The sequence below is a fragment of the Terriglobales bacterium genome (assembly GCA_035691485.1).
In the GTDB taxonomy this organism is placed as follows: Bacteria; Acidobacteriota; Terriglobia; order Terriglobales; family Acidobacteriaceae; genus JAIQGF01.
The window spans coordinates 114,264-139,532 of record DASSIZ010000069.1 but is presented as its reverse complement, the minus strand read 5'-3'; the positions used below and the strand labels follow the sequence as shown (position 1 = coordinate 139,532).

The 25,269-nt window shown below is 60.4% G+C and carries 24 protein-coding genes; 17 read left to right on the top strand and 7 right to left on the bottom strand.

The window, feature by feature from the left end; all coding sequences use genetic code 11:
- Positions 1 to 183 precede the first annotated feature (183 nt).
- The 11 genes from VFI82_09015 to holA all read left to right on the top strand — a co-directional run bounded on the left by VFI82_09015 (position 184) and on the right by holA (position 8,965).
- Positions 184 to 1,326, top strand: coding sequence for an acyl-CoA dehydrogenase (locus tag VFI82_09015; GenBank protein HET7184815.1), 1,143 nt, complete (start codon positions 184 to 186; stop codon positions 1,324 to 1,326).
- 66 nt (positions 1,327 to 1,392) lie between these two features.
- Entirely contained in the window at positions 1,393 to 2,346 is a 954-nt protein-coding gene (meaB, locus tag VFI82_09010; protein HET7184814.1) for a methylmalonyl Co-A mutase-associated GTPase MeaB, read from the top strand.
- Between the two features lie 88 nt (positions 2,347 to 2,434).
- The gene (mce, locus tag VFI82_09005; GenBank protein ID HET7184813.1) at positions 2,435 to 2,842 is read left to right on the top strand and encodes a methylmalonyl-CoA epimerase; all 408 of its coding nucleotides are present in this window, start codon (positions 2,435 to 2,437) and stop codon (positions 2,840 to 2,842) included.
- A gap of 71 nt (positions 2,843 to 2,913) precedes the next feature.
- Positions 2,914 to 3,630 carry a tRNA (adenosine(37)-N6)-threonylcarbamoyltransferase complex dimerization subunit type 1 TsaB gene (gene tsaB / locus VFI82_09000; GenBank protein ID HET7184812.1) on the top strand — a complete coding sequence of 239 codons (717 nt, stop codon included), beginning with the start codon at positions 2,914 to 2,916 and terminating at the stop codon, positions 3,628 to 3,630.
- 63 nt (positions 3,631 to 3,693) lie between these two features.
- A complete protein-coding gene (gene rimI, locus VFI82_08995; protein HET7184811.1) occupies positions 3,694 to 4,161 on the top strand; it encodes a ribosomal protein S18-alanine N-acetyltransferase in 468 nt (155 codons plus the stop codon).
- A gap of 153 nt (positions 4,162 to 4,314) precedes the next feature.
- The gene (locus VFI82_08990) at positions 4,315 to 4,545 is read left to right on the top strand and encodes a DUF465 domain-containing protein (GenBank protein HET7184810.1); all 231 of its coding nucleotides are present in this window, start codon (positions 4,315 to 4,317) and stop codon (positions 4,543 to 4,545) included.
- A 140-nt stretch (positions 4,546 to 4,685) separates the two neighbouring features.
- Positions 4,686 to 5,366 (top strand): phosphatidylserine decarboxylase, encoded by a 681-nt coding sequence (locus tag VFI82_08985; protein HET7184809.1) that lies wholly within the window; start codon positions 4,686 to 4,688, stop codon positions 5,364 to 5,366.
- Complete coding sequence (gene pssA / locus VFI82_08980) at positions 5,363 to 6,232, top strand: CDP-diacylglycerol--serine O-phosphatidyltransferase (GenBank protein ID HET7184808.1); 870 nt, start codon at positions 5,363 to 5,365, stop codon at positions 6,230 to 6,232. The genes VFI82_08985 and pssA overlap by 4 nt, the downstream gene beginning before the upstream one ends.
- Complete coding sequence (locus tag VFI82_08975; GenBank protein HET7184807.1) at positions 6,229 to 7,287, top strand: Asd/ArgC dimerization domain-containing protein; 1,059 nt, start codon at positions 6,229 to 6,231, stop codon at positions 7,285 to 7,287. Before pssA ends, VFI82_08975 begins: the two co-directional genes overlap by 4 nt.
- Before the next feature lie 28 nt (positions 7,288 to 7,315).
- A complete protein-coding gene (locus tag VFI82_08970; protein HET7184806.1) occupies positions 7,316 to 7,840 on the top strand; it encodes an LptE family protein in 525 nt (174 codons plus the stop codon).
- Positions 7,841 to 8,965 (top strand): DNA polymerase III subunit delta, encoded by a 1,125-nt coding sequence (holA, locus tag VFI82_08965; protein ID HET7184805.1) that lies wholly within the window; start codon positions 7,841 to 7,843, stop codon positions 8,963 to 8,965. It abuts the gene before it with no gap.
- Here the strand turns inward: holA and VFI82_08960 are convergent.
- The gene (locus VFI82_08960; protein ID HET7184804.1) at positions 8,925 to 10,715 is read right to left on the bottom strand and encodes a tetratricopeptide repeat protein; all 1,791 of its coding nucleotides are present in this window, start codon (positions 10,713 to 10,715) and stop codon (positions 8,925 to 8,927) included. The two genes, holA and VFI82_08960, sit on opposite strands and share 41 nt — an antisense overlap.
- Positions 10,716 to 10,799: 84 nt before the next feature.
- Positions 10,800 to 11,066: a 30S ribosomal protein S20 gene (gene rpsT, locus VFI82_08955; protein ID HET7184803.1), complete on the bottom strand. Its 267-nt coding sequence runs from the start codon at positions 11,064 to 11,066 to the stop codon at positions 10,800 to 10,802.
- A 492-nt stretch (positions 11,067 to 11,558) separates the two neighbouring features.
- On the opposite strand from rpsT, the gene VFI82_08950 reads away from it, so the two are divergent.
- The 4 genes from VFI82_08950 (at position 11,559) to era (ending at position 15,472) form a co-directional block, all read left to right on the top strand.
- Positions 11,559 to 12,626, top strand: coding sequence for a PhoH family protein (locus tag VFI82_08950; protein ID HET7184802.1), 1,068 nt, complete (start codon positions 11,559 to 11,561; stop codon positions 12,624 to 12,626).
- A gap of 2 nt (positions 12,627 to 12,628) precedes the next feature.
- Positions 12,629 to 13,195, top strand: a complete 567-nt coding sequence (ybeY, locus tag VFI82_08945) for an rRNA maturation RNase YbeY (GenBank protein HET7184801.1) — start codon at positions 12,629 to 12,631, stop codon at positions 13,193 to 13,195.
- Positions 13,192 to 14,448 (top strand): hemolysin family protein, encoded by a 1,257-nt coding sequence (locus VFI82_08940; protein ID HET7184800.1) that lies wholly within the window; start codon positions 13,192 to 13,194, stop codon positions 14,446 to 14,448. Before ybeY ends, VFI82_08940 begins: the two co-directional genes overlap by 4 nt.
- 76 nt (positions 14,449 to 14,524) lie before the next feature.
- Positions 14,525 to 15,472 (top strand): GTPase Era, encoded by a 948-nt coding sequence (gene era, locus VFI82_08935; protein ID HET7184799.1) that lies wholly within the window; start codon positions 14,525 to 14,527, stop codon positions 15,470 to 15,472.
- A 10-nt stretch (positions 15,473 to 15,482) separates the two neighbouring features.
- Here era and VFI82_08930 read toward each other — a convergent pair whose 3' ends face one another.
- From VFI82_08930 to VFI82_08910, 5 genes are all read right to left on the bottom strand, one after another.
- Entirely contained in the window at positions 15,483 to 16,835 is a 1,353-nt protein-coding gene (locus VFI82_08930) for a sigma-54 dependent transcriptional regulator (protein HET7184798.1), read from the bottom strand.
- A gap of 93 nt (positions 16,836 to 16,928) precedes the next feature.
- Entirely contained in the window at positions 16,929 to 19,166 is a 2,238-nt protein-coding gene (locus VFI82_08925; protein ID HET7184797.1) for an ATP-binding protein, read from the bottom strand.
- 144 nt (positions 19,167 to 19,310) lie between these two features.
- Positions 19,311 to 20,171, bottom strand: a complete 861-nt coding sequence (locus VFI82_08920) for a hypothetical protein (GenBank protein ID HET7184796.1) — start codon at positions 20,169 to 20,171, stop codon at positions 19,311 to 19,313.
- Positions 20,137 to 21,768, bottom strand: a complete 1,632-nt coding sequence (locus VFI82_08915) for a hypothetical protein (GenBank protein ID HET7184795.1) — start codon at positions 21,766 to 21,768, stop codon at positions 20,137 to 20,139. Before VFI82_08915 ends, VFI82_08920 begins: the two co-directional genes overlap by 35 nt.
- A gap of 157 nt (positions 21,769 to 21,925) precedes the next feature.
- Positions 21,926 to 22,291 carry a Smr/MutS family protein gene (locus VFI82_08910; GenBank protein HET7184794.1) on the bottom strand — a complete coding sequence of 122 codons (366 nt, stop codon included), beginning with the start codon at positions 22,289 to 22,291 and terminating at the stop codon, positions 21,926 to 21,928.
- A gap of 38 nt (positions 22,292 to 22,329) precedes the next feature.
- Between VFI82_08910 and VFI82_08905 the strand changes: the two genes are divergently transcribed.
- Both VFI82_08905 and VFI82_08900 read left to right on the top strand, forming a co-directional pair.
- Positions 22,330 to 23,802, top strand: a complete 1,473-nt coding sequence (locus VFI82_08905; protein ID HET7184793.1) for a TldD/PmbA family protein — start codon at positions 22,330 to 22,332, stop codon at positions 23,800 to 23,802.
- 1 nt (position 23,803) lies between these two features.
- A complete protein-coding gene (locus VFI82_08900) occupies positions 23,804 to 25,183 on the top strand; it encodes a TldD/PmbA family protein (protein HET7184792.1) in 1,380 nt (459 codons plus the stop codon).
- The last annotated feature ends 86 nt before the right edge of the window (positions 25,184 to 25,269 follow it).

Here is a 25,269-nt window from a genome sequence, read left to right as displayed (position 1 = left end):
CTGAGCATCTAATTACTCAGATACTTCGCCCTTTCTACCCTGTCAAATTCTTGACATCTGGCTCCTCTAAGTTACTGAAGTTCCTCACTTCTTCATAAGCGACTCTTTGCCTTACCCCCAGCGTATGTTATATGTGTTTGGGTTCGGTTTGCGGTCGACCGCCGCACTGGTCGGAGGCAGGATTTGGACTTCCAACTCAACGACGAGCAGTTGCAACTGCAGCGGAGCGTGCGCGAGTTCGCAGAGCGTGAAATTCGTCCCCACGTGATGGCTTGGGACGAGGAATCACGTTTTCCCCTGGAGACGATCAAGGAACTGGGCCGGCTCGGGCTGCTGGGCATCATCTTTCCGCCTGAATATGGCGGCGCGGGAATGGGCTATATCGAGTACGTACTGGCGATCGAGGAATTGTCGCGCGTGGACGGCTCGGTGGGCATCATCGTTGCCGCGCATACTTCGCTGTGCGCGAATCACATTTTTGTCGCCGGGAACGAGGAGCAGAAGCGGAAATACGTTCCCAAACTCGCCACCGGCGAACACCTCGGCGCCTGGGGCCTGACCGAGCCGGGCAGCGGCTCTGACGCCGGCAGCGCGCGCATGACCGCCGTCCGCCGCCGCAATTGCTGGGTCCTGAACGGCACTAAGACTTTTATCACGAACGGCCACTACGCCGATGTTGTGGTCGTACTCGCTGTCACCGACAAGGCGGCGCATACGCATGGGCTGTCCGCGTTCATCGTTGAGAAGGGCATGAAAGGATTCCGTCCCGGCAAAAAAGAAAATAAGCTTGGCCTGCGCGCCAGCGATACCGCGGAGCTGATTTTCGAGGACTGCTGCATTCCCGCGGAAAACCTGCTCGGCAAGGAAGGCGACGGTTTCATCGATGCCATGCGCATCCTGGATGGGGGCCGCATCTCCATCGCCGCGCTCGGCTTGGGCATGGCACAAGGCGCGTTCGAGGCGGCTCTGAATTACTCAAAAGAGCGCAGGCAGTTTGGCAAGGCGATCAGCGAATTCCAGGCCATTCAGTGGAAGCTCGCCGACATGGCCACCGAGATCGATGCCGCCCGCCTGCTCACCATGCGCGCCGCCGATATGAAGGACAAGGGCATGAAAACCACGCAGGAATCCTCGATGGCGAAGCTTTATACCAGCGAAGTCGCGGTGCGCTGCGCCAATGAGGGCGTGCAGATCCACGGCGGGTATGGCTTCATCAAGGATTATCCGGCGGAAAAGTTTTACCGGGACGTCAAGCTGTGTACCATCGGCGAGGGGACCAGCGAAATTCAAAGGCTTGTGATTGCACGCCAGCTTCTGAAAGACTAGCTTTTGGCTTTTGGCGCTTGGCGGCTGGCTTATTCCGGCCAGCCAATTGCCAATGGCTAATAGCCAATGGCATTGGATATAAAAAATTGGGTTGAGCGCATACGCGCCGGCGATCCTCGCGCCCTGGCGCGCGCCATCTCCTCAGTAGAAAACCGTTCTCCCGAATCCCTGGAACTGCTGAAGGCGCTGTTTCCCCATACCGGACACGCGCGGATCATCGGCCTGACCGGCGCGCCGGGAGCCGGCAAGAGCACGCTCGTCGACCAGCTCGCGAAACAATACCGGAAGCAGAACAAGACTGTCGGAATCATTGCGGTCGATCCGACCAGTCCCTACACCGGCGGAGCGATCCTCGGTGACCGCATTCGCATGGGCTCGCACTATTCCGACCCCGGTATCTACATCCGCAGCATGGCCACGCGCGGCTCGCTGGGCGGGCTGGCAGGCACCACCTCGGATGTCGCAACTGTGCTTGATGCCAGCGGGCGCGACCTTGTGCTCATTGAGACCGTCGGCGTCGGCCAGGATGAGGTGGACATCGTGCGCCTCGCCGAAATCACGGTCGTCATGCTTGTGCCCGGCATGGGCGACGACGTGCAGACCATCAAGGCCGGCATCATGGAGATTGCGGACGTCTTCGTCATCAATAAGAGCGATCGTGAAGGCGCCGAGCGGGTGGAGCGCGAAATACGCGCCATGCAGTCGCTCTCCATGCGCTCCGACAATTGGACGCCCCCGATCGTGAAAACCGTCGCCAGCGAAGGCCAGGGAACGCTGGAGCTGGCCAACGCGATCGCCTCCTATGAGAGTTTTTTGCGGCAGAACAATCTCGGATTGTCGAAAAAAGTGCAGAACTGGCAGGAGCGCCTGGTGGAGATGTTGCGCGAATCGCTGCTGGAGCGCGTGCTGCGTGATCAGATGGGCGACGGCGCGGTGAAGCGCTATGCCGCTGAAATCGCCGAGCACAAGCGCGACCCGTACTCGCTGGTAGAAGAGATCGTAGCTAAACTGGGACGATAAAGAGTACCTGAATACCTAAGTACCTGAGTGTTCCTGAGTCGATGCTCAGGACACAACTGAGGTACTCAGGTACTGAGGTACTGAATTTATGTTTGAAATCGATCATCTCGGAATCGCGGTCAAATCCCTCGCCCAGGCGAAATTGTTTTACGAAAAACTCGGTATGACGGTCATGCCGGAAGAAACCGTCCCGCAGGAGAAGGTTCGCCTGGCCATGGTGCCGATTGGCGAGAGCCGCATCGAGCTGCTGGAACCGCTCTCCGACGACTCCCCCATTGCCAGGTTCCTCGCCAAGCGCGGCGAAGGCCTCCATCACGTCTCGCTGCGGGTCGATGATTTGGCGTCCACGGTGGAGAACCTGAAGAAGTCAGGCGTGCGATTGATCAATGAGCAAATCCAGGTAGGCGCCGGCGGGCACCTTTACGTGTTCGTCCATCCGTCCAGCGCCGGCGGCGTGCTGCTGGAGCTGTGCGAGGAGCAGCCAGAGGGGGTTTAGAGAATTGTGTAATTGGGAATTTGGGTGCAAGTCCGATTAAACAGTTACCGCTTACGCAGTTACTCGGTCCAATGTTGATTCTTTCCATAGACACGGCCGGTGCGAGTGGCAGTGTAGCCCTTTGCAAATGTGGCGCGGACGGCCGCGACTGTGAGTTGCTTGAAATTGTGTCCCTCGCCGGCCGCACCTATTCGGCGCAACTGATGCCGCAAATTTCTGCTCTCCTGGCGCGCCACAACTTCGACAAAAGCGCGATTGACGGCTACGTCGCGGCCTCGGGTCCCGGCTCTTTCACTGGTTTACGCGTCGGGCTCTCAACTGTGAAGGCACTGGCGGAAATTACGCAGAAGCCGATCGCTGCCGTGTCGCTGTTGGAGGCGATGGCCTGGGCGGGTGTGGATCGGGGTTCTTTGCAATCCAACAGTCACTCCGATCTGCCGGTCATCGCCGCTCTCGATGCCATGCGAGGTGAGGTTTATGTCGGCGAGTACGTCATCGTCGAAAGTGCGCTGCCGAAGCTCCAGCGCGAGGTTCTGATGCCGCTCCAGGAATTCGCGGCAGAAATGCAGGTCGCGCCGAATATGCCTGTCGTTACTACCGACGAATCCATCGCGACGGCGCTGCGCGAACGTGGCGCCGAGGTGCGGGTGGCGCCGCGTCCGCAAAGTGACGTGATCGCTCGCCTGGGTGCCATGAAGATCGCAGCCGGCCATGTCACCTCACCCGAAGCGCTGGATGCCAATTACATCCGCCGCTCGGATGCGGAGATCTTCTCTAAGCAGACTTGAATTGAAATTTGAAAATCTGAAATTTGCCCAGCGGCGAACATCCGTCTAATCTCAATTTTCCAAATGAGTATTCGTCCCGCTACTCCCGGTGACATTGCCGCCATGCGCTCCATCGAAGCGCAGGCGGGCACCGGCACGCGCTGGAGCGAGCAGGCTTACCAGCGCATCTTTTCCGGCAATCCGCCCCGTCTCGCACTTGTGTTCGAAGATAACGACGTGCAGGGCTTTCTCGTCGCCAGCCAACTCGGTCCCGAGTGGGAGTTGGAAAACATTGCGGTGGTTCCCCACGTCCAACGACGGGGCATCGGATCGGCACTCCTGACGCATTTCATTGCTGTGTTCAAAGACCACGGCGGGATGAGTGTGTTCCTGGAAGTGCGAGAATCGAATGCAGCGGCCCGGAAGCTCTATGAAAAGCATGGATTTGTCGAGGCAGGCCGCCGTCGTGACTACTACCATAATCCCGCGGAAGACGCGGTGCTGTACCGTAAAACCGGTATTCCGCCGTTAAAGAACCCGGCGTGCGGCTGAATGCCGACGGCCGGTCGCTGGCGGCTGCAGTCTCAAAATTGCACTTCCATTGGGGCAGTTAAAAAAACCAAGGCCGCTCCTGCAAATCCGATTGAAGCCGCTCTGGCCTCGTGCTAGCCTTTAGCAGGATTGAACCCTCCGGAGGTCTGCTGGATGGCTTCTCAGGTTCGGGATGTGCTCATCGCCAGCAATGAAGAATTTCGCCGCCTCGCTACAGAACATTCACAATACTCACAACGGCTCGAAAGCCTCATCCAAAAGAGATTTTTATCCGAGGATGAGAAGATCGAAGAGGTTCGTCTGAAGAAGCTGAAACTGCGCCTCAAGGACCAGATGGAGTCCCTGGAGCAGCAGTTCCGGCACCAGGGCAACAACGTAGCGTAATCATTGACTAGCCCCCTCTCGGGGATATTGCCGCCACGCGGCAAATGAGTTTCGTGTACGACCAACGCGGCTTCGGTCGCGTTTTTTGTTGCCCGGTCGCCCGGTCAACCTGCCCCCGCCCTTTATAATTGCCTAAGCCCATGGTTCGCGACGGCTACTATTACGCGCTCGGTTCGCTGGTCGCTGCCGGACTGCTTGCCTGGCTGGCTTCTCCGGCCTGGGCGATCATTCCGCTGGCGCTGGGCGCGTTTTGTGCCTGGTTCTTCCGCGATCCGGAGCGTGAGATCCCCGCGGTTCCCGGCGCCATCGTCTCTCCCGGAGACGGTCGTGTCACCGACATCGTTCCAGTCGAGATCGATGGTCGTCCACGCACGCGGATCAGCATCTTTCTCAGCGTGTTTGACGTGCACGTGAACCGTTCGCCGATGGGGGGCATCATCCGCGACGTCCAGTACCGCAAAGGGCTGTTCAAGAATGCGTTGGGCGCCGGCAGCGCAGACTGCAACGAGCAGAATATCGTCACCGTGGATGACGGCTCGCAAACCGTGATCTTCAAGCAAATTGCGGGACTGATTGCGCGCCGCATCATCTTCACCAAGCACGTGGGCGACACCGTGTCGCGCGGTGAACGGATCGGCATGATTAAGTTCGGCTCGCGTTGCGACGTGATTTTCGACTCCACATTCTCCGTTCAAGTCAAGGTCGGCCAGCACGTTTCCGGCGGTTCGAGTATCCTTGCCGTCGCGCCGGTTGCCGCGCCAGCGGGTGAACGTGGCGATGTACTCACCGGGGCGCAACGCGAGAAGGGAGCACGTCCATGAGCGGACCATTGCTGCGCCGCGCCGGCGATCGTCCCCGTTCCCGCCGTTTCCGCCGCGGCATCTACCTCCTGCCCTCGCTGTTCACCACGCTCAACATGGCGCTTGGCTACTACGCCCTCTATCACGCGGTTCAGGGCTCGGTCGCCGAACCTTGGCATTACGACAACGCTGCCAAGGCAATCGGCTTCGCCGTAATCTTTGACGGCCTCGATGGCCGCATCGCGCGCATGACCAACACGGAAAGCGATTTCGGCCGCGAGTTTGATTCCCTGGCCGACGTCATTACTTTTGGTGTCGCGCCCGCCTTCCTGGCCTGGATGTGGGGATTCCGCACGCTGGCACCGTTGAATGGCAATGACATGATGGCGCGCATCGTGCAACTGGGAGCGATCGCTACATTTCTGTTCCTGATCGCCGGCGCCAGCCGACTGGCCCGCTTCAACATCCAGGTCAACCCGCAGCCCTCGAATCCCGGGCGTCCCGGCAAGAAGTATTTTGTCGGCATGCCGATTCCGGCCGGGGCGGGCGTGATTGCCGCCATCGTGCACTTCACTGATGGCGCGCCCGTCATGACTTGGTGGATGGGTCTGATCTGGGCCGCGCTGGTATTCGTAACCGGTTACCTGATGATCAGCACCTGGCGTTTTTACAGCTTCAAGGACCTCGATTTTCGCAGCCGCCATCCCTTCTGGGTAGTGCTGATCGTCGGCGGCATCATCGCCTGCATCCGCTACTTCTCCGAGTATTTCCTGTTTTTCCTGGCCTTGTTCTATATGCTGTCGGGCGTATTCGCGCGGCTGCTGTATATCATCCGGCGACGCGGCAGCCCGCCCGCGCCTCCGCTGGAGGCCACGCCCGCCCGATGAACCGCCCTCACCAACTCGCCAGGTCAGAAAACGGGCTGTACAAGGTTGCCATCGTGGGCGCCGGCACCCTGAAGGGAAAAGAACTTGCTGAGGTGCTGCCACAGACCAGTTTTCCCGCGGTGGACGTGAAGCTGCTCGATGACGACGAATCGCTCGGCCAACTGGAGGCTGTCGGCGAGGAAGTTACGTTCGTGCAAAGCGTGCGCCCGGAAAATTTCCAGCACATCGATTTCACTTTCTTTGCTTCTCAACCCGATTTTGCCCGCAAGCACTGGCGCGTGGCGCAACAGGCCGGAAGCATGATCGTCGATCTCTCCTACGGGCTGGAAGACGTGCCCGGCGCCCGCGTCCGCTCGCCCTGGTTGGAGCGCGAACTGGGCCACTTGCACATGCCGGAGCTGGAGCCCGCGCCGGTGATTGCCGCCCATCCTGCTGCTGTCGTTCTCGGGCTGCTCATCACGCGCGCCCAGAAGCTTGCCAACGTGCGCTCCGCCGTCGCCACCGTTTTTGAGCCCGCCTCCGAACGTGGCCGCGCCGGCATGGACGAACTCCACGAGCAGACCGTGAACCTCTTGTCATTCCAGGAACTGCCGAAGAATGTCTTCGACGCGCAGGTCGCTTTCAATCTGCTGGCGCGTTATGGCGAGATGTCCTCTCCGTCTCTAGACCTCGCGGAACGACGTATTCTTGCGCATTACCGCCAAATCAGCGGCCAGGATGCGCTGGTACCTTCGCTGATGCTCATCCAGGCGCCCATCTTCCACGGCCACGTGTTTTCGCTCTACATTGAGCTGGACGAGTCCCATTCGTTGGGCGACTTCTCCCAGGCCATTGCCGGCGAGCATGTGGCGCTGACCCGCGGCTCGGAGGAGTCGCCGAGCAACGTTGCCGCCGCCGGCCAGGAGGATGTGATGGTGTGGATCCGCGCCGATGCGCAGCGCGAGACCGGTTTCTGGATTTGGGCCGCAGCCGACAACCTTCGCGTGATGGCATTGACCGCCATCGAATCCGCCCAGCAGATGGCAACGGCGATGCCGAAGGGAAAGCTGCAGTAGGAATACGCGCGAAGGTACTTCTCGAATTGTGACGAGGATTTCACTCATCGCCGCTCTCAGTTTGTTTACACTGCTCGCCGCGAGCTGTGGTTACCACACGACCACGCATTACGTCCGCCTGCCTGACTCGATCCACGCCATCGCCGTTCCTGCATTCACCAACCAGACGCAGAGCTATCGCGTGGAGCAGGTGCTGACCTCTGCCGTGGTGCGCGAATTCGTTACGCGGACGAAATTCCGCATTCTCAGCGAAACGAAAGACGATGCCGACGCCATTCTCCACGGCAGCATTACCACCATGCAGCTGGCGCCGCTCACCTACGATTCGCAGACCGGACGCGCCTCCAGCGCGCTGGTCACCGTTACCATGCGCGTCTCCCTGGTGGACCGCAAAGGCGCGGTGCTGTTCGACAACCCGAATTACACCTTTCGCGAGCAGTACGAAGTCTCGCGCGAGCTGACCAGCTTCTTCGAGGAAGACTCGCCCGCCGTGGATCGCCTCTCCCGCGATTTCGCCCGCACCCTGGTCTCCAACATTCTGGAGGCTTACTGAATGCGCGCATTCGCGGCCGCGGAAAAATTCGTTACCGAGATCAAGCAGCGCAAGCTGAAGTCCTGCTACCTGCTCGCGGGCGACGAGGCGTTTTTTCGCCGACAGTGCCGCGAGGCGGTTCTCCAGCACCTGGTTCCGGCTGATCTGCTCGACTTCTCGCTCCACGAATTCGATCTTGCCGAAACGCCGCTGGTCGAGATCCTGGACGCCGCTCGCACGCCGTCGCTGATGGCGCCATTCCAGGTGTTTTTCATCCGCAGCGTAAAAGCGCTCTACACTCGCGGCTCCCACGATGCGGAATTCAAGGCGCTGGAAGACTACGTCGCCAATCCCAATCCCGACGCTCTGCTGATTTTTGTCGCCGATCACATCAGCATTCCCGCCGACGTGCGCCGCATGGAACTCACTGACCGGGACCGCTACGAGCGCATTCGTGAAACGCTCGGCCAGTTCTGCGGCATTATCGAGCTGGCGCGGGTTGAGGAGGGCGAGGCGGTGCGCTGGGCCATTGAGACCGCATCCGCCGAAGGCGTGAACACTGACCCGGATGCCGCCCGCGAACTAGTGGACGCACTCGGCGGCGACATGATGCTGGTCGCCAACGAACTGGAGAAGCTCATCCTCTACGTCGGGGACAAGAAACGGATCACGCTGGGCGACGTCGAGACCATGGTTCTGGCCGCCAAGCAGCGCTCGCTCTACGAGCTGACCGACGCCATTTCCGCAAAGGACCGCGTGCGTGCGCTGGGTGTGCTGGAAGCGATCTTGTCCTCTGGGGAAGGCGAAGAGGCTGCCATTGGCCATCTTTACATGCTGGCCAAATCCTTCCGCCAGATGCTGGTCATCTTCGAGAAGCGTGTGCGCGACTCGCGTGCGCTCTGGGCGGCGCTGTGGCAAGGCTTCCGCGTGCCTCCGTTTGCCGCCGAGGACATCCTCAAGCAAGCCCGCCGCTACAAATCGCGCCGTGAACTCACGCGCGCCTTGCGGCTCATCGCGCGCGCCGATCTCGATCTCCGCTCCAATCCGCCCAGCAAGCGGTTGGTGCTCGAACGCCTGGTGCTGGATCTCTGCTCCGAGCCGCCTGTCACCGAATCCGGCTGGGAGCAGCAGCAGTTGCCGGTTTAGTTCCCAACCTCGTCGCCAGCTGCTCCGCCCGCTCGCGGATGGCCGCATTTCCGGGAGCATGCGCCAGTTCCGCCCGTGTTTCCTGCAGTGCGCCCCTCAAATCACCCTTGCTCTCCAGCACGTAGCTGAGAGCGAGATGGAAACCCAGATGGCCCGGCCGCATGCGGACTGCCTGCCCGACTTCGCGCTCCGCGATATCGAGTTTTCCTTCCCGCATCGCCGTGAGCCCCAGGTAGAGGTGCATGAAAGGATTGGACGGCTCGCCTGCGGTCGCCCGCACCAGGTGCGGCTCCGCTTCGGCGTAACGCCCCTCGCGATACAGGGTGTAGCCCAGGTTGTAATGCGCAAGAGCCGAATCCGGGTTGCGGCTCAGGATGTCGACAAACAGGGTTTCGGCGCCGCGGAAGTCCCCGCGTTCGGCCAGCACGCGGCCCAGGTTATTGCGCGCCCGGTCGTTGCCCGGCGCGATCGCAACCCCGCGCTGGTAGAGCAGATAATCATTTGCCCAGTAAACCTGTTGCGGCAAGTTCAGTGCAACAAGAACGACGGCCAGCGCTATGGCTGCTGCCGCAGTCACTCGCTCGCGGTTGGCAGGCGCTGTACTTGCCAGCATCTGTTCCAGCCCGAGCGCGATCAGGATCGAGAACCCCATCGACGCCAGGTAAAGATAGCGATCGTGCGCCGCGCCGTCGTGTGGGAGTTTGCGAACATCGAGTGCCGGCGCCAGCGTGAGCACGAACCAACAGGTGGCGAAGGCGATCAGCCGCGATTCTTTTGCCCTGCGCTGCCACAGCCAGACTGCGCCCGCTACCACCGCAAGCACGATCAACGGCAAAAAGAAGTCTCCGAAGCTTGCCGTCCTGATATACGGGTTGTCGTAGAACCCGCTCAGGCCGATCGGCACGAACAGCTTCTTCAAATAGAACATCACCAACGACGGTACGGTGAGCAGCGCCGTGGTGAAACTCAGGTTCATTTGGTTGCCCACCACCGATCGTGTCAATTCCTCGTGCACGTATAAATACGCCGCGGTGATGACAGCGAAAGGCAGAGCGCTTGAGATAGCCCGTCTCGCCTTGTCTTTCCAATTGCCGTCGGTATAGATGGCGGCATAGGCGACGATCAGCGCCGGAAGGGCAACCGCGCCTTCCTTGGTTAGAAGCGCCAGCACATACGCGGCCGCGGCTGCCGCTTTCCATGTTGTGGAAGATCGCTGCTCCCCGTGCACCCACGCCAGGAACGCAGCGAGCAAGAAGATCGCGCTCAGCGGATCGCAGGCGTCCGATATCCAGGCTGCGCTCTGGATGTGAATCGGGTGTACTCCGAAGATAAGCGCCGCGATTAGGGCCACCGTCGTGGTTCCGCCGAGGCGTCGCGCCAGCGCATACACCAGCGCCGTCACTGCCACGTGCAGGGTCACGCTGCACAGGTGCCATCCTGCGGCATTCGCTCCGAACAGGGCATCGTTGATTCGGAACCAGGCCAGCAGCAGCGGCCGATAATAGGGCGTCGCGAAGGTCGCAGAAGTGAAATATCCGAAAAAGTAACCCCACGAGTGGATGGCGGCCGTGTCCAGTACCTGGTAAACGTCGTCGAGCACGAATCCGAACCAGGCCGTACCCAGGTACAGCACGAACGTCGCTGCGCAAATGCAGGCGAGAATTGCGCCCGGCCTCGCAACGAAGGTGGCCCTTTTCTCCGCTGCCGGAACTGCCACGGTGGCAATCATCTCGGTTGTGGTGAAACCCATTGTCACCGATTATGTCATCGTCTTGCTTGCCGCAAAACAAAAACGGCAGGCACGTAGCCTGCCGCTAACTCCTAAAAAATCCGACTACTTTCCAACCGCGTTCAGTCTCTTGCCCAGCCGCGATTTATAACGCGATGCCGTTTTCTTGTGCAGCACGCCTTTCTGCACTGCTTTATCCAGCTGCGAAGCGGTTTCGCGGTACCCGGCTTGCGCCTGTTCCTGGTTGCCGGCGGACAGCGCCGCGCGGAAGGTGCGCAGAGCGCTGCGCAGGCGCGACTTGTTGGCGCGATTGGCGGCGGTGCGCTTTTCCGTCTGCCGCGCGCGTTTCAGAGCCGAGAAGTGATTTGCCATATGGAACTGATTATCCTCTGAGAATTTTTCCTGTGGGCCAAACCTGTATTTTACGGGTTGATGCCGCGCCGGTCAATTGCGCTCTGCCCCCAATCGCGGCGAATTTGCTGATAACGAGCTATTTAGGCGCGGCGCAGCCCTCATTCGCCGGCCAGAATTGCGGCCCAGAGCCGTTCTTTTCATTGCCTTTTGACATCTAATTCGGTGGAAGACATCTAAGCTGGTGGACGAAGGGGCTTGTATCTGGTGGACGAAAGGGCTTGTCAACGTCGTCCGTTCCCGTTTAGTGGGCAGGGGGAGGCTGTTAATGCACGCCCTCGAGGCGCGTTGGCATTGACTCTGTCCAGAGCACGTCGTACTCTAGGCTCAATGGTAGTTGCTTCCACCTGGTGGCGAGCATCGGCCCTTCTGACCATTCCAGACATGTCCATGTCCGCAGACGCAGGCGCCGGAGTTCCCGGCGTCACAGCGGGAGGCTACGCTCAGCATTAAATGAAGAAAAACGTCGACATTACTCCAAAAATCGAGACCCTGTTTGGCACCCGGGACGAAAACCTCCACCTCCTCGAAGAAGGCCTTAACGTTACCATCGACCTGAAAGCGGACTTCGTCGAGATTGAAGGCGCCGCTCGTGACGTCGCCCGCGCCGAGCAGGTCTTCACCGATTACGATCACCTCCAGCGCACCGGCTTCGTCTTCAACAACGGCGACCTGGGTTCCATGCTGCGCGTTTTGGGTTCCGACCCGACCGCCACGCTGCGCGGTCTCGCCGAGGCCGGACGCCAGCGCTCCTTCGGCAAACGCACGGTTCAGCCCAAGAGCTTGAATCAGCGCCGTTACGTGGAGGCGATCGAGAAGAACGACATGGTCTTCGGCATCGGTCCGGCGGGCACCGGCAAGACCTATCTTGCGGTCGCCATGGCCATTTCCGCCCTGGTCGCCAAGACGGTGAACCGGATCATCCTTGCCCGGCCCGCGGTTGAGGCCGGCGAGCGCCTCGGCTTTCTGCCCGGCACATTGCAGGAGAAGGTTGATCCCTACCTCCGGCCGCTCTATGACGCGCTCTACGACATGATGGACCCGGAGAAGATCGACCGCTACCTGGAGAAGAACATCATCGAGATTGCGCCTATTGCTTTCATGCGCGGGCGCACGTTGAATGATTCCTTCATCATTCTCGACGAGGCGCAGAACACGACCTCCGAGCAGATGAAGATGTTCGTTACCCGCTTGGGCTTTAATTCCAAGGCGGTGATTACCGGCGACGTCACCCAGATCGATCTGCCTGCGACCAAGCGCAGCGGGATGCTGGAGGCGGTGGACATCCTGGGCAACGTCAACGGGATTTCGTTTGTGCATTTCGACGAAAGCGACGTGGTCCGCCACCACCTGGTACAGCGCATCATTCGCGCTTACGACGATCACAAAACGCGCGTGAGCAGCGACCAGATGGTGTTGCCGATTCACGGTAAGGCAAACGGCAAGAGCAACGGCGCGCCTCCGCCGGTTGAGGTCGTTTTGCCCGACCAGGACGACGCGGCTCAGCACGTCGAAGAATAGAATTGTTGGCAGTCGCGGGAGGGTACCCCTATGCCCTCCCGTTCGCTTTTATGGTCATTGTCAGGAAAGCGGCGCCGGGAACCTCCCAGGTGGCGCTGCAGCGTTTTGCGCAGCGCGCGCGCGAAGCTGTTGGCTTGCGCGGGGAGGTCAATGTCCTGCTGACCTCCAGTCGCGACCTTCGCGCGCTGAATCGCCGCTTCCGCGGCAAAGACGCGCCCACCGACGTGCTGTCGTTTCCGCCGATCCCCGTTGTCCCCCAGAAATTTTCCGGTGACATTGTGATCTCGGCCGACATTGCCGCCAGCAATGCCCGTCTGTACGGTCATGACGAGACGCAGGAGCTCAAGATCCTGATTCTTCACGGCATGCTCCATCTCGCCGGTCACGATCACGAAACCGACCGCGGCCAGATGGCGCGCAAAGAGGAACGCCTCCGCCGCCAACTGGGGTTGAGCAAAGGTTTGATAACTCGCACAGAAGAGAGGCCGCCCAATGCCAATGGCGGTCAACATGGTCGAGCCAATGGCCAACGGCCACAGGCCAATGGCGTTCGGAGGCGATTCCGATGACACTCACCATCGCCTTCATTATCCTTTTGTTTGTTCTTGCGCTGGTGTCGTATGTCGAGCGTGTCTACACCGAGCGCGGCAAATTTCTTTCCCGGGAATTCGAAGAGAACATCGAGACGTTCGAGCAACACGTCGAGCCGCGCCTCGGCATGGGACGCGATCGCGCCTCTCTGTCGGTCGCAGTTCTCGAGCAGCTCTCCACCGCCGCGGTGGCCATGCTGGCCGCGTATGCGGTGTTTCGTCACGGCACCTGGACCGCCGCCGAGCTGGCGCAAGCGGCCCTGGGGATGGTTCTGGTTGTCGTCATCTTCAACCGCCTGCTTCCGTTCCTTCTGTTCTCGCGCACCCGCGGCGCATGGATGGCAAAGTTCATCCTTCCGCTGCGCGCGTTGCTCTATCTTGCGCTGCCCGTCACTCTGGTGATCGGCTTCTGCCACTCCGTGCTCGCTCTGACCAAGGAACACGCGGAGCGCGAACCGGAGCACCCGTCGGAAGCCGTCGATGCGCTCATCGAGGCCGGCCAGGAGGAAGGCATCCTGGAGGAGAGCGACCGCGAACTCATCCAGTCGGTCGTCGAATTCGGCGACAAAATTGTCCGCGAGGTCATGAAGCCGCGACCGGAAATGTTTATCGTTTCCGCCGACACCACCGTCGAGAAGCTCACCGACATGTTGCGCACCCAGACCTTCTCGCGCGTCCCGGTGTACGAGGGCACGATCGACAAGATCGTAGGCATCGTGCACGCCCGCGACCTGCTCCAGGTCCCAGATACGGAAGCGCGCACCCGCACCGCGCGAGAGCTGATGAACCCCGACGTCAAGTTCGTCCCCGAGAGCAAGCGCGTCAGCGACCTGTTACGGGAGATGCAACGCGACAACATCCGCATGGAGATCGTGGTTGACGAATACGGCGCCGTCGCCGGCCTGGTCACCATCGAGGACATGGTCGAGGAAATCGTCGGCGAAATCCGCGACGAGCGCGAAAAGGACATCGTCCGCGAGAACGATCATTCCTTCATCGTTCCCGGCAGCATGGACGTGGACCGGCTCGACGAGTTGTTCAGCATCCGCATCGAGGGGCACGAGGCCACGACCGTCGCGGGCCTGGTGAGCGAGATTGTGGGCCGGATACCGCAGCAGGGGGAAGTGCTCAATGCCGAGGGACTCCGCTTCGAAGTGCTGCAGTCCACCGACCGGCGCGTGGAACGCTTGCGAATTTCGACCTTGCAGCATGCGAAGACGAGTAGTAGTTAGGAGTTGGTAGTTAGGAGTCAGTAGTTAGGCGCTGTTCCCGCTAACTCCTAACTCTAACTCCCAACTCCTAACTCCTATGAAATCCGGCTTCGTCACCATTCTCGGCCGTCCCAATGCGGGCAAGTCGACGTTGCTGAACGCGCTGGTAGGCGAGAAGCTCGCCATCGTGACCCACAAGCCGCAGACCACGCGCAATCGCATCCAGGGCATCCTGAATCTTCCCGCGAGGAAGGGAAGGCCGAAGGCCCAAGTCGTCGTGATCGACACTCCCGGCGTGCACCGTCCCGAAACCCGCCTCGACAAGAAAATGATGCAGGAGGTCCGCGAAGCTCTCGAAGGCAGCAACCTGGTGCTGCTTATCACCGACATCACGCAGAGATTCGGCACCGGCGAGCAGATCGTGATTGATCTTGCCCGGCGTGCGAAGACGCCCGTCATCCTGCTGCTCAACAAGATTGACCTGGTCGACAAACGCCGCTTGCTGCCGCTGATTGAGCAATGGTCGAAGCTGCACGAGTTCTCCGAGATCATTCCCATCAGCGCGCGCAAGAAGCAAGGGCTGGAAGAATTGCTGGACGCGGTGGTGGCGGCGCTGCCCGAAGGGCCGGCGTACTTTCCCGCCGACCAGCTTACCGATCAGCCCGCGCGCTTTCTCGCCGCCGAAATCATTCGCGAGCAGGTGCTGATTCAAACCCAGCAGGAGATCCCCTACGCAACCACGGTGCTGGTCGACAGCTACGAGGAGGAGCAGCGCTTGGTGCGCATCGCCGCGACTATCTACTGCGAGCGCGAAGGGCAGAAGGGAATCCTGATCGGCAAAGGCGGCGCCATGCTGAAAAAGATCGGCACGGAGGCGCGCCACCAGATCGAGCGTGCGCTCGGCAAAAAAGTTTTTCTCGAACTGTTCGTCAAGGTGCGTCCTGGCTGGCGCGATTCCAGCGACTTCGTCGAGGGCCTCGACTGGCGACGCCAGTTGGAAGACATCGCCGCCCGCGCGGAGTGGAAACGGGAAAACAGGGGCTAGCGACAAGTCGCTATTCCTTCACCGCAATCCCCAGCGTCTTCATCTTGCGATACAGGTGCGATCTCTCTAATCCCAGAACTTCCGCGGTGCGGCTGACGTTGCCGTGGTTCTGGTCCAGGGTCTTGAGGATGAAGTCGCGCTCGTAGGCCGCTCGAGCCTGGTGTAGCGTGGAAAAGCCGTCGCCGCTCTTGCGCGAGCCGTCCCGATAGACCAGCGGCGGAAGGTGCTTGCGGTCGAGCTTCACCACCGTAGGATTCATGATCACGATGCGTTCGATCACGTTTTTCAGTTCGCGCACGTTGCCCGGCCAGGAATAGCGCATGAGCGCTTCAATGGCGTCGTCGGTCATCTCCTTGGGGTGGCGGCTGTATTGCGAAGAAAAGTCCTTGAGGAAGTGCCGGGCCAACAGGGGCACGTCTTCCAGGCGCTCGCGCAGCGGCGGGACGTAAAAGGGAATGACGTTCAGCCGGTAAAAGAGATCTTCGCGGAAATTCCCCTTGGAGATTTCTTCCTCCAGATCATGATTGGTAGCGGCGATGACGCGGGCGTCCACGGTGACTACCTCGTCGCCACCCACCGGCGTGAAGCTCTGCTCGTCGAGCGTGCGCAGCACCTTGGCCTGAGTCTTGAGGCTCATGTCGCCGACTTCGTCGAGGAAGAGAGTGCCGCCGTGCGCTTTCTGGAACTTGCCTTCCTTGTCGGCGCTGGCCCCGGTGAACGAGTTCTTGCGATGGCCGAATAGCTCGCTTTCGATCAGGTCTTCGGGAATCGCGGCGCAGTTGACCTCGACGAACATGGCTTCGTTGCGCGGGCTCTCAGCGTGAATGGCCCGCGCCACCAGTTCCTTGCCGGTGCCGGATTCGCCGAAGATGAGGACGCGGCCGTTGGTGGGGGCCATGAGCACGATCTGCTGGCGCAGCGCCTTCATGGGAATGCTGCTGCCCACGATGACGCTCTTGGGCTGTTGCCGCTTGAGGTCGCGGTTCTCCAGCCGCAGCCGCCGCGCCTCGACCGCGTTCTTCACCAGGATGAGCGTTTTCTCAATCGACAGCGGTTTTTCCAGGAAATCGAAGGCGCCGAGCTTGGTGGCGCGCACCGCGGTTTCGATGGTGCCGTGGCCGGAGATCATGATGACCTCCGGTGGATTGTCGGCTTGCTTGATCTTGTGCAGCGTCTCCAAACCATCCATGCCGGGCAGCCAGATGTCGAGCAGCACCACGTCGAAGGGCCGCTTGTCGAGCATCTGCAGGCAAACCTCGCCGCTGCCGGCCATGCCGGTGGCGTAGCCTTCGTCCTCGAGCACACCTTTCAGGGAGTCGCGAATTCCGGGCTCGTCATCAACGATGAGGATGTTGGATGTCATGCACGCCCCGTCCCGGGGGAACAGGTGATTCTAGCGGAGTTTGACTGCGGACGGTCGTCCTGGGCTGCGATGCGTCTGTCTTCACCGAATGCATCAGCCATTAGCAGCCGCTTGGACGACGGCATCGCCAGCAACCGGCAACTCCACAATGAAGCGCGCGCCGACCGGCTTATTCTCCTCGACGCGAATGGTGCCGTGATGGTCCTCAATGATCCGGCTGACAATCGCGAGCCCCAGCCCGGTGCCACGCTGCTTGGTGGAGAAGTAAGGAAGGAACAATTTTTCCTTGAGCTCGCGGGTGACGCCGTGGCCGGTGTCGGCGACAACGATTTCGATGGCTTCGCGCGAGCCGGCCAGCGAGGTCGTGATCTCGACTTCGCGGACCATGGCTTCCTGCATGGCTTCCGCGGCGTTGTCCACCAGGTTGGCGATGGCGCGCTTGATGGCCTCCGGGTCGGCCATGACCTTGGGCAGGTCGGGAGCAAGCTGGGCCTGGACACGGATGCCGTCGAGCCGTCCATTGAACATGGCAAGGGCCGATTCGACGATGCTGTTGACATCGGCCGGCTGTGGCTGGGCTTGCGGGAAGCGCGCGAAGGTGGAGAACTCGTCGACCAGCGTACGCACGGTCTCGACCGCTCCGCCAATGGTTTCGGCGCAACTGGTGATCACGTCCAGAGACTGCTTGTCCGGCGGAGTCCCTCGCTCCAGGTGGCGGCGGATTCGCTCCGCGGAAAGAGCGATCGGAGTCAGAGGGTTCTTAATTTCGTGCGCCACACGCCGTGCGACCTCGCGCCATGCCGCCTGCTTCTGCGCCTTGAGCAGGTCGGACAAATCCTCGAATACCAGCACGTACCCCTGGCCCTGGCCGTCATGTTTCAGCGATGCCGCCGTCACCGCAACCGTGAGGTGATGACGCTGAAAAGGAATTTCCATCTGACTCGTGGCCGAGCCCATGCGATCCGCCTTGCGCAGCAGGTGATGCATCTCCTGCATGACTTCGGGCGGAAAGATGTGGTCGATGCGGACGCCGTCATGGACGCTGTTGCCTTCCGGCCAGAGGATGCGATGGAGCGCATTGTTGGTGTGGGTGATGCGGCGCTCGGCGTCGAGCGAAAGCACGCCAGTAGGAATACTCTCGAGAATGGTCTCCATGTGCCGGCGGCGCTGATCGAGGGCGGCGTTGGCCTCCGCCAGTTCGTGGCTGGAAGCTTCGATCAGGCGGCGCGACGATTCCAGGTCCTCGGCCATGCGATTGAACGAGCGCACCAGTTTGCCGAGTTCGTCGCCGGTATCAACCGGGACGCGGTAATCGAATTTTCCGCGGGAGATCTGCTCGGTGGCCTCCGCCAGGGCGGCAACCGGCCGGGTGACGAACTTGGACAAAAACAGCGCCAGCCAAGTGGCGGCGAACAGCACCAGGACGGTGAGGAGCAGCAGCAAGCCCATGTAGGTTCGTCGGACGAGCTTGCGTTGCTGAGCGAGTTCCAGATAACGGCGCTGGCTGGCTTCGATCTGCGTCATGGTGCGCGAGAATTCCTGGGGCAGGGGCATGCCCACCAGCAGCCATCCGCCGCGGCCGCCGACCATGGCGGCGCCGAGCATGTATTCGACCCCGTTCAGATGGAGCGATTTCGGTAACGGGAGCAACGTGCCCTGGTGCTCGCCGATTCTCTGGCGCAACATTGGCCAAGGCTCGGGAAGGTGGTAGGCAGCCTCGGCTTCGCCATCGACGATGGCCACCGCGAAGCCGCCCTGTAGCGCCGCATCGTGATGCCGGAAGACCCCGACCACAGGGCCGAAATCACCCTTCTCGAAACCCCGCTGTACCGGCGCCGCCTCCGCGATGGAGGTGGCTTCCGCCTTGGCGTTATCCAGTGCGTAAGCAGAGAGCATGGCGCCGACTTGCGCCGTGTCCTGCCGGACCTCCTCGATGGGGCGGGAGAACCACTTATCGATCGATCGGTTCATCAACCCGTAGGCGAACATGAACAGGAACAGCACCGGTCCGAAAGAGAGCACCAGCGCGCCCAGAACCATCTTGGAGCGGAATCTCGAACCCAGCACGCCGCCACGCGTCTCGGCAAATAACTTCAGCAGCGTGCGCACCAGCACGACCATCAGCGCGAGCAATAAAAGGAAGATGAGGGCGGAAAGAGCGGAAAAGATCAGCGTTTGCTCGCTGCTGGTCGGACGCAGGAAGGGGAGGTCAAACGCCTGCTGCGACGAGACCACTAACAGCAGTAAGAAGATGATGATCGCCAAAACAATCAGCGCAGTGCGCCGACGGCGCGAACTTTCCGGCGTACGAATTGGCGCAGTGGCAGACAAATTGAACTTCCCAGCGCAATGAGGCGTCTTTAGAGGCGGGGTAGCAAGGGACATTATAACGACAGAAATCACGCCTCAGGTGGCTCGTCGAAAGAGGCGTCTGCGTTTGTTACAAAAACTTACAAATGCAAAAAGGGCGAAGACTCACTTTGTACGCGGCGCGAGCGTGTTCCTTTTAGGTCCGGCACCGGGCAGGAACGGCCGCAAAGGGCAGGCGTCGCAAAGCGGCTTGGATTTCAAACAGAAATTCTTGCCCACTCCAACTATCAGTCCGTGCATTTCATTGAACACCTGTCCAGTTGCGGTACGACGAGCGGTGCTCATGCGCGACGGTGAATGACAGGAACCTTGAGGAAGAGCCTCCGGTTTTAGGCGTTCGAGCGAAGTGAACTCGGTTTCGCAGTGGGAAACGAATTCAGGCGTTCCCAGTGCTCCTTCGAACAAGGCGCGGATTTGCTCGTAGGGCGCGTTTAGCGGCAGGATGCGATGCCGGTCGAGGATCCTGCGGGTGTAAGCATCGACCACGAAAACGGGGTGATTGCCCGCGTATAAGAGGATGGAATCGGCAGTCTCCGGGCCGATGCCGTTCAGCGCCAGCAGTTCCTCGCGCAACTCGGCGGTCGGGCACGCGAACATCCGGTCGAGAGAACCTCCGTAGCGATGATCGAGATAGGCGACGAAGTTTTTCAGGCGCTGCGCTTTTTGACGGAAGTATCCCGCCGAACGGACCAGCGTTTCCAAGTCTCGCAACGGGATGTTGCGAATTCCCGAAAGGCTGAGCACGCGCGCTCTGCGTAGTTGCGCCATGGCTTTCTCGACGTTGGTCCAGGCTGTGTTTTGCGTGAGGAATGCGCCTGCGATGACCTCGAACCGGCTCTGTGCCGGCCACCAATGCTGATGTCCCCAGGTACGAAACAGGGTTTGATAGAAGGCGCGAATTTTATCTGCCCGCGAAGCCACCAACTCCAGTTTAACCGGGGGCGGCAGGGCTGCGGGAATCGGCAATTGCAGTCCCCAGCCGGATCAGCGCCTGGCGAAGTCTCGAATGTTCGCGCGTGAGACGCAGGCAATCCCATTCCTCGCCGTCCATCTTGGCGCGAATCACCTCGAGGAGCTTGGATTTTTCCGCCGCACTCCAGGTACGCAAGTCGGAGGCGGAATGGAGGGCGAGGGCAAAATTACTGAAGGCATAGCGTTCATCAGTTGATAGTTGGCGCAGCGAGACATTCAGCGATGAAGCCAAGCGCTCACTGCAGGCCGCTCGAAAGGCATTGGGACCCAGGCCCGATTTTGCCATGTCGCGCAGCACGGCCATGCCGAGCATTCGCGCGCGAAAGCGATCCCAGTCTCCACGCGGCTTGCCGGGGAGTTCATAAAAAACGTGGCCCGAGGCGAGCTTCCGCAGAGTTTTCGCTGGAGTTCGGTAACGCGGATCAGCCGCGATCTTTTTTTCTTCCGATTCGACCAGGGCGGCGAGTTCGGGCCGGCCGGGCCGAAAACCGAGCTTGCGGTAAAACCAGAATGCGCCGGAGGCAATCGCTTCTTCGTTATCGTCGCCGAGCTGATACGGGTATACGGAAATGGTTTCCATGCCGAGCATTTGCCGCAGCGACCGCAGCACCTGTGCGTAAACCCATCCGGTTTCGCCCTCGCGAAAGGCATAGAAGGTGTTGAAGCCGATTTCCATCCAGTCGGCGAGCGCAATCGCTTCCAAGTAATTGATCGGCACTCCATTCTTCAGAGTGAACCCAGAGGCGTAGGTGCGCAGAGGAAAACGGTGGCTGGGCGGAACTCCCCAGATATAGATCTGGGTGCCGCGCCCGACTTCAGCCGCGTAAACCGGAGGTGCGCCGAAGGTCATGCCGTACAGGCCGCGATAGCGAACGGTCAGCACCTCGCGCCCCATGTCGATAATCCTGGAGCTTTCACGCGGAGACAGTGTTTCCAGTCTTAGCGGCGCCGCCAGCTCCTTCGCCAGCGAGACTTCGGCACGGCGGATGAGCGGTTCGCGATGATAGAAGGCCGGACCTGTGCCGCGCCGGGCCAGCGTACGGCTGGCGGTAAGCGTGCCGAGGTTCCACTGCACCGGCAATTGCAGCGACTCGTACAGCTCAGCCTTCTCGCGCTCGGATTTGTCGAGAGCGGCAAATTGCCGAAGCAGCCATCGCAAGCCGTCCTCGCTGCCGCGGGCGGCGTCGAGCCATGCTCGGTAGGGGACATCGGGTTCCACGAATCCGTCTTCATCAAGGAGGGGCATGAACCGTGGCCAGGTGTTAGCCAGGCGCGCCGAGTTGATCTCCGCATCCCAACAGATTTCCACATCCTTGGGGTACGAGGTGGCGAGCCAGGTTGCGATCTCGTAGGGAAGGGTGTCGATCAGCTCAATGCCGGCAATTCCGGCGACCGATTCATCATCGAAGGGCGACATGTCGGCGCCGGCGGATCGCAGTTCGGCGACGCGAGCGTGGATTGTCGAGAGCAGCTTGTCCGCCTGCCGCGCCACGCCGGGGCCTGGCGCAAAAGCGCGCAAAAAGAGGAGAGCGTCGTGAAAACGGATCAACGGCGGCGCGTCGCGAAACCGAAGCTTGTCCGCGGCCGCCATCGCTTTTTCGGCACGCGCGGCTTCTCCCGGACCGAAGCGTCGCTTACTCTCCTCAAGGCGAGCCAGGAGCCGCTCTGAATTGTTCGTCGCCATGGATGAATAGTGGCCGGAAGTCTAAACGTACGACTCGCAAATCACAAATCAGGTAGAACTCAACTCACAGGACAACCAAGGAGATGCCTTTGTTCCCTCGGCCGAGGTCGACGTCCGCTTTCAGCTCGGGGCATTTCTGCAGCAGGGCCCAACTACGCTCATCGGATATCCGCCAGTCTTCGCCGGCGATGAAGGCGCGAACCTCGCCCGCCTGTTCGTGCCGCATGAGCGCGGCCTGCAGGGCGCTGCGGAGCGCTCCGCCTATTCCCGATGAACCATAACCGTGCACAATCTTAAGAGCGGTGAACCCTTCCATCCGGCCGGAGCGCAACGCGTCATTCAGCAACGACAGCGCGAGCGGCACCGATGGCATGCCGTTTTCAAGATTGACCAGCTTCATGGCCTTCGATCTTTTCTGTGGTCTGGCCACGCGTAATCCTCGGCCCTCATTTATCATGTCTGCCTGTCATGAGCATGAAGGAAATTGCCAGTTGGGTGCTGAACGTTTGCCGGGTGCGCGGAGTGCAATTTGCCGATTGCCGGGTGGTGGACGAACGCCAGCGCGCGCTTGCCACCAAGAACGGCAAGATCGGGCACGTCGCCGACAGCCAGTCGCTGGGCATCGGCATTCGCGTGCTCGCCGATGGGGCCTGGGGATTTGCCGCCACCGACGATTTGAGCCGTAGCGGCGTTGAGACCACTGCCGGGGAAGCGGTGGAAATCGCGCGTGCTTCCGCGATGGTAAAGCAACACGACGTCCGGCTTGCCCCGGAGAAGGCTTACGTAGATGACTGGACCAGCCCCTGCCAGATCGATCCATTCAGCATCTCGGTAGAACAAAACCTCGACCTGCTGATGAAAATTGACGCCGAAATGCGCGCCGTCAAAGGCGTTACGCTGGCGGAAACCAACATGAATTTTCGCCGCTACGAGCAGTGGTATTACTCCTCCGACGGCTCCGACATCCACCAGGTCAAGTACACCACCGGCGTCGGCTATGCTGCCTATTCGTTCGCCGGCTCGGAGATCATGAAGCGCTCCTACCCGACCTCATTTGGCGGACAGTGGCAGGACAAAGGGTATGAGCTGATCCACGAATTCAAACTGGTCGAGAACGCGCGGCGCATCGCGGAGGAATCCGTCGCGCTGCACAAGGCCGACCAGTGTCCGGAGGGTAAGTTCGACATCATCCTCGACTCGTCGCAACTGGGACTGCAAATCCACGAATCTGTCGGCCACCCCATCGAACTCGATCGCGTGCTGGGAATGGAAGCAAACTTTGCCGGCACCTCATTTCTTACTTTAGACAAGTTGCGTAAGCTGAAGTACGGCAGTGAACTGGTAAACGTGGTGGCGGACGCGACTCCGCAGCACGGCCCCGGTCTCGGAACCTTCAAGTATGACGACGAAGGCGTGCCTGCGCAGTGCACGCCGATCATCAGCCACGGTCTGTTCACAGGATATCTAACCTCGCGTGAGACGGCCGCCATGGTCGGGCTGGAGCGCAGCGGAGGAACGGTTCGTGGCGAAGGCTGGAACCGGCTACCCATGATTCGCATGACCAATGTCAGCATTCTACCGGGCGAGAAAAAACTCAGCCCGGATGAACTGATTGCCTCCACCGATCACGGCATTTTCTTTCAGACCAACCGCTCCTGGTCGATCGACGACAAGCGCTACAACTTTCAGTTTGGCACCGAGATGGGATGGGAGATCAAAGGGGGAAAGCTCGGGCGCATGCTGAAGAACCCATCGTATTCGGGGATCACGACAGAGTTCTGGAACTCGATGGACGCAATCTGTTCGCGGGAGCATTGGACGTTGTGGGGCACGCCGAACTGCGGGAAGGGGCAGCCTCAGCAGGTGATGGGAACGGGACACGGAGCCAGCCCGGCAAGATTCCGGGGAGTCAAAGTGGGGACAGCGTACAAAGGAAATTGAAGTGCTGACGAAAGACAAAGCACAAGACACTTTCGACCGGGTAAAGAAGTTCTCCACCGCGGACGAGATCGAGTTGCTGATCTCTGGTGGAAGAAGCGCTCTAACCCGCTTTGCCAACAACACGATTCACCAGAATGTCGCGGAAGAGAATTACATGTTGTCGGTGAGGACGGTATTCGACGGCAAAACCGCACGCGCCACCACCAACAAGTTCGACGAAGAGAGCGTCCGCCTCTGCGTGAAGGCAAGTGAAGGCCTGGCACGCGTGCAGGCCAAAGATCCCGACTTGCTGCCGGTCCCTGGGCCGGAAGTGTACGGCGAAGACGCGCAGGCGGGACGCACGTTTTTCGAAACCGCGAGCATCACACCTGCCGACCGCGCCAGGGCGGTGGGAAAAATTGTCGGAGTGGCCAAGCGCGAAAACCTCACGACAGCGGGAATTTTTGCCACCTCCGAATCGGTCGAGGCAGTGCTGAACTCGCGTGGCCTGTGCGCTTACCACACACAAACTTCGGCGGAAATTTCCGTCACCATGCTGGCCCAAGATTCGTCCGGCTGGCAAAAGGCGAACTCGCCCGACGTGCGCAACTTGAATCCGGTGGAGCTGGCAGAGATTGCCGCCCGCAAGGCGCAGCAATCGGCGGTACCGCAGGAGCTGCCGCCGGGCAAGTACACTGCGATCCTGGAACCTGCAGCGGTGCTCGACCTGTGTGGATTCATGTTCTGGGATTGGGGTGGGCAGGCAATTCTCGACGAGCGCTCCTTCCTCAACAACCGCATCGGGACACAATTGTTCGGCGAGAACATCAGCATCCACGACGATGTTTGCCATCCGTTGCAGTCCGGCGCGCCATTTGATGGCGAGGGCGTCCGTCGCCAGCGCGTGGAACTGGTGGGGAAGGGCGTGCCGAAGGCCCTGGTATTTGCACGCGTCACAGCCGAGAAGATGAAGAAATCGGAGCATGCTGCCAAGGTCGGGCCGATTGCGGCGACCGGACACGGCCTGCCGTTGCCGAATGAAATCGGCGAAATCCCGCTCAACATAGTTTTTGATCCTCCGCCCAATCCGCAGACTGTGGAACAGATGGTCGCCGGCACCGACCGCGGCGTGCTGATCACTCGGCTGTGGTACATCCGGGAAGTCGATCCCTACGAGAAAATCCTGACCGGGATGACGCGTGACGGCACCTTCTATGTTGAAAACGGCAAGGTCCGCCACGGAATCCGCAATTTTCGTTTCAACGAGAGCCTGGTTGAGATGCTGGCCAACGTCAAAGAAATGGGGCAGCCGGTGCGGGCGAGCGGGGAAGAATCCTTCGACATGGTTGTGCCGGCGATGAAAGTGAAGGACTTCAACTTTACCGAGGTAACGAAGTTCTGAACAAGGGGCGGCGGTACTCAAAAACACTTTTGGTTTAGCCCAACGAGTGATGACGACAAGCAGCGGTAACCGGCCGCAAGTGCCTG